At 57.2% G+C, this 2678-nt stretch carries 1 protein-coding gene and 2 pseudogenes; all 3 read left to right on the plus strand.

Going from position 1 to position 2678, the window contains the following annotated elements; translation table 11 throughout:
- Positions 1-652 (plus strand): annotated as a pseudogene (locus PDO_RS28325) (conjugal transfer protein TraA); the annotation flags it as partial.
- A gap of 471 nt (positions 653-1123) precedes the next feature.
- Positions 1124-1402 carry an HU family DNA-binding protein gene (locus PDO_RS12370; RefSeq protein WP_009110042.1) on the plus strand — a complete coding sequence of 93 codons (279 nt, stop codon included), beginning with the start codon at positions 1124-1126 and terminating at the stop codon, positions 1400-1402.
- A 663-nt stretch (positions 1403-2065) separates the two neighbouring features.
- Positions 2066-2678, plus strand: a pseudogene (locus tag PDO_RS12380) (IS110 family transposase); the annotation flags it as partial.

Consider the following 2678-nt stretch of genomic DNA (forward strand, 5'->3'; position numbering starts at 1 on the left):
AGCAAGTGACGCCGCGCCGGAAAGAACGACTTCTGAGGGGCAAGAGCATACGAACGCTAACGTCCAGTGGGAAGCGGCCGTTGCCAAGCACGGAGAGGCTGTCGTCGAGGCCGGTAACGATGCGATGGCCAATGTCGAATACTATCGCTCCGGCCTGGCGCATATCGAAGCTGGCGAGTTTGGCGAGGAAAATCGAGAGCAGTATGAAAGGGGCCTGGAGGCTTCGCTTCACCATGCAGCTCAGCTCGCCGCTTCCGGCAATGGTTATCTCCGGGACGTAGCAAATGAGGATCCGGAACTGCGCGCGGAGATCGAGACCATCGAGCGCCGTGGAGAGCGTGAGGATGAAAACAAATTAAACAAGCAGCCGGTATCCGTGGATACGGCCGACGATCGCCAGCGCGATCTTAGGACGGATCTGGAAGAGGAACGTCCGATCGGGCAGGCGGAGCGTGAGGCTCACGAGCTCGCCGAGACGGTCGACGCTACTCACAGGCAGCAAGATCGTGCAAATAGAGATAGGGAAGCTGCCCAGCGAGGCGGCGAGACCACTCGGACTGATCCCGCGCAACAGCATATTCCTCGTCTAGAGGAGTTGGAGCGTGAACAGCTTGAACAGAGGGAGCGTAATCGGGACGACCGTGATCGCTAAAGCGCCATGCAGGACGGAAATCAAAACACCTATCTGGTGGAAGTAAACGACCCCAAGTCTGCCGACTTCCCCGGCAAATGATGGTTTGGGGCATGGTCTCGGTTGGCATCCTCGCAGCGTTGCAACAACGCCGACAAGACCCTTCTTCCCCAAACAATCCTGCGAAACGGACAGGAGGAGGACGGGCCTCGCTTTTGCAAGGCTTCTGGCGCGTGACGGCCGGCCAGCGCCCGTCATCGTGATGATGCACTGGTCTATTCCGACGACGACCGCATCGAGAAGATGTTCCCAGCTTGATTGTCGCGCCGCAGGCACCCGCGCCCGCGCCGAACAATCGGTTTTGATCGACCGTATTCCTGCGTTTCCTGTGGTTTTCCACAGGTCTTTCGGGAATTCTTAGCCGTCTGGGCTTTCCTCGTAGCATCTTCAGGGTCAAAGCTCAAAAACCCGAAATCAGAGAGGCCCTCCTTCATGACCACTACAATCGAAATCGCCGACAAGATTGCTGCTGAACAAAGCCTGACCAAGGCGCAGGCCAAGGCCATCGTCGAAAGCGTCTTCAGCCAGATCGCCGAGACAGCAAAGGCCGGCGCGGAAACGTCAATCCCGTCCTTCGGCAAGTTTAAGGTGAAGGAGACGCCGGAGCGCGAGGGGCGCAATCCCGCGACGGGCGCAACGATCAAGATCGCCGCTTCGAAAAAGCTGACCTTCGTGCCAGGCAAGGCAGTCAAGGGTGCGATGAACGGCTAAGGCGCCTGACGCATGGCGGAAGCCTTCTGCAAATGAGGCTTCCGGCTGTTCTCGCAGTCCTGACTGGACTGGCTGGATGAGGCCAGCAACCGAATGAACTGCGGCGGTTCTCGATTACAAACCCCGCTACGTCGCACTACGTGCCACCGCATCACCTCTCCGCCCTGCTGAGGGCTTTCGCACACGGCCCAAGAAGAGCTTCTACCGAGTGCTACAGACGCCACTCGCATAGCGTCAGTTAGGTCATTCCCGAAAACACGGTCAACGACACGCGAAAGAGCGGCTGAGTGATGCGATGCGCGAGTTCAATGAGGCCGTAAAGTTCGCGGCGAAGATTGGCCTCGAGGTCGATGTTTCCCTGGTGACCGCTTACGCGAACTACAGCGAAAAGTCCCTTACTTATATCGATGTTGGCGCCAACATTCCGCACTCTGTCCCACCCTCAGCTACCCTACACAATGTCCCAGCGCGATACCCGCGGGTTTGCGGAAAGCTCAATCTAAATCTCGGCACCGAATACCCGCAGTTTTAGACATGGGTAATCGCGGCGCGATCATCCTGGGCCATTTTATAAGATGATGGGTGGAAAGGGTGGTTACCCCCGATAAGATGGATATACGGGCTCACGATTGGCACCGGGCCCAAACATCATTGGAGGCAACCATGGACCACTATATAGGGCTCGACGTTTCATTGAAAGACACCGCGATCTCAATCCGAGAAGACGGAAAGCGGATTTGGCGTGGGAAGTGTCCGTCAGACCCAAAACTTTTGGCGGAGATGATCCGCAAACACGCCCCGCACGCCAGGCGCGTTGTATTCGAGACGTTGTATTCGAGACAGGGCCATTATCAACATGGTTCTATCATGCGCTGGAGGCCGAAGGAGTTCCTGCGATTTGCATCGAAGCGCGGCACGCCCAAAAAGTGTTGGACGAGACGCTCAACAAGACCGACGCCAATGACGCGGATGGCTTGGCCCATTTGGCCGAAGCCGGATTCTACAAAGCAGTCCGGGTGAAGGCTTTCGATAGTATGCTGACGCGCGCGCTGGTGGCGGCTCGCAATCAGCTTTTGAGCATCTCGACCCAGCTCAGCAATCAAATCCGCGGCCTGATGAAAACATTCGGCCTCATCGTCCCCAAGGGGAGAGGTCGGGTATTCGATGACAGTGTGAGAAAGCTGGTGGATGGCAATGACGGCCTGGCAAAAAATTATATTGCCGCTGCTGGGAGCGTGGCACGATATCCGCAAGCGCGCGGCTGATCTTGATCACC

The sequence above is a fragment of the Rhizobium sp. PDO1-076 genome (genome assembly GCF_000247475.1).
GTDB lineage: Bacteria > Pseudomonadota > Alphaproteobacteria > Rhizobiales > Rhizobiaceae > Allorhizobium.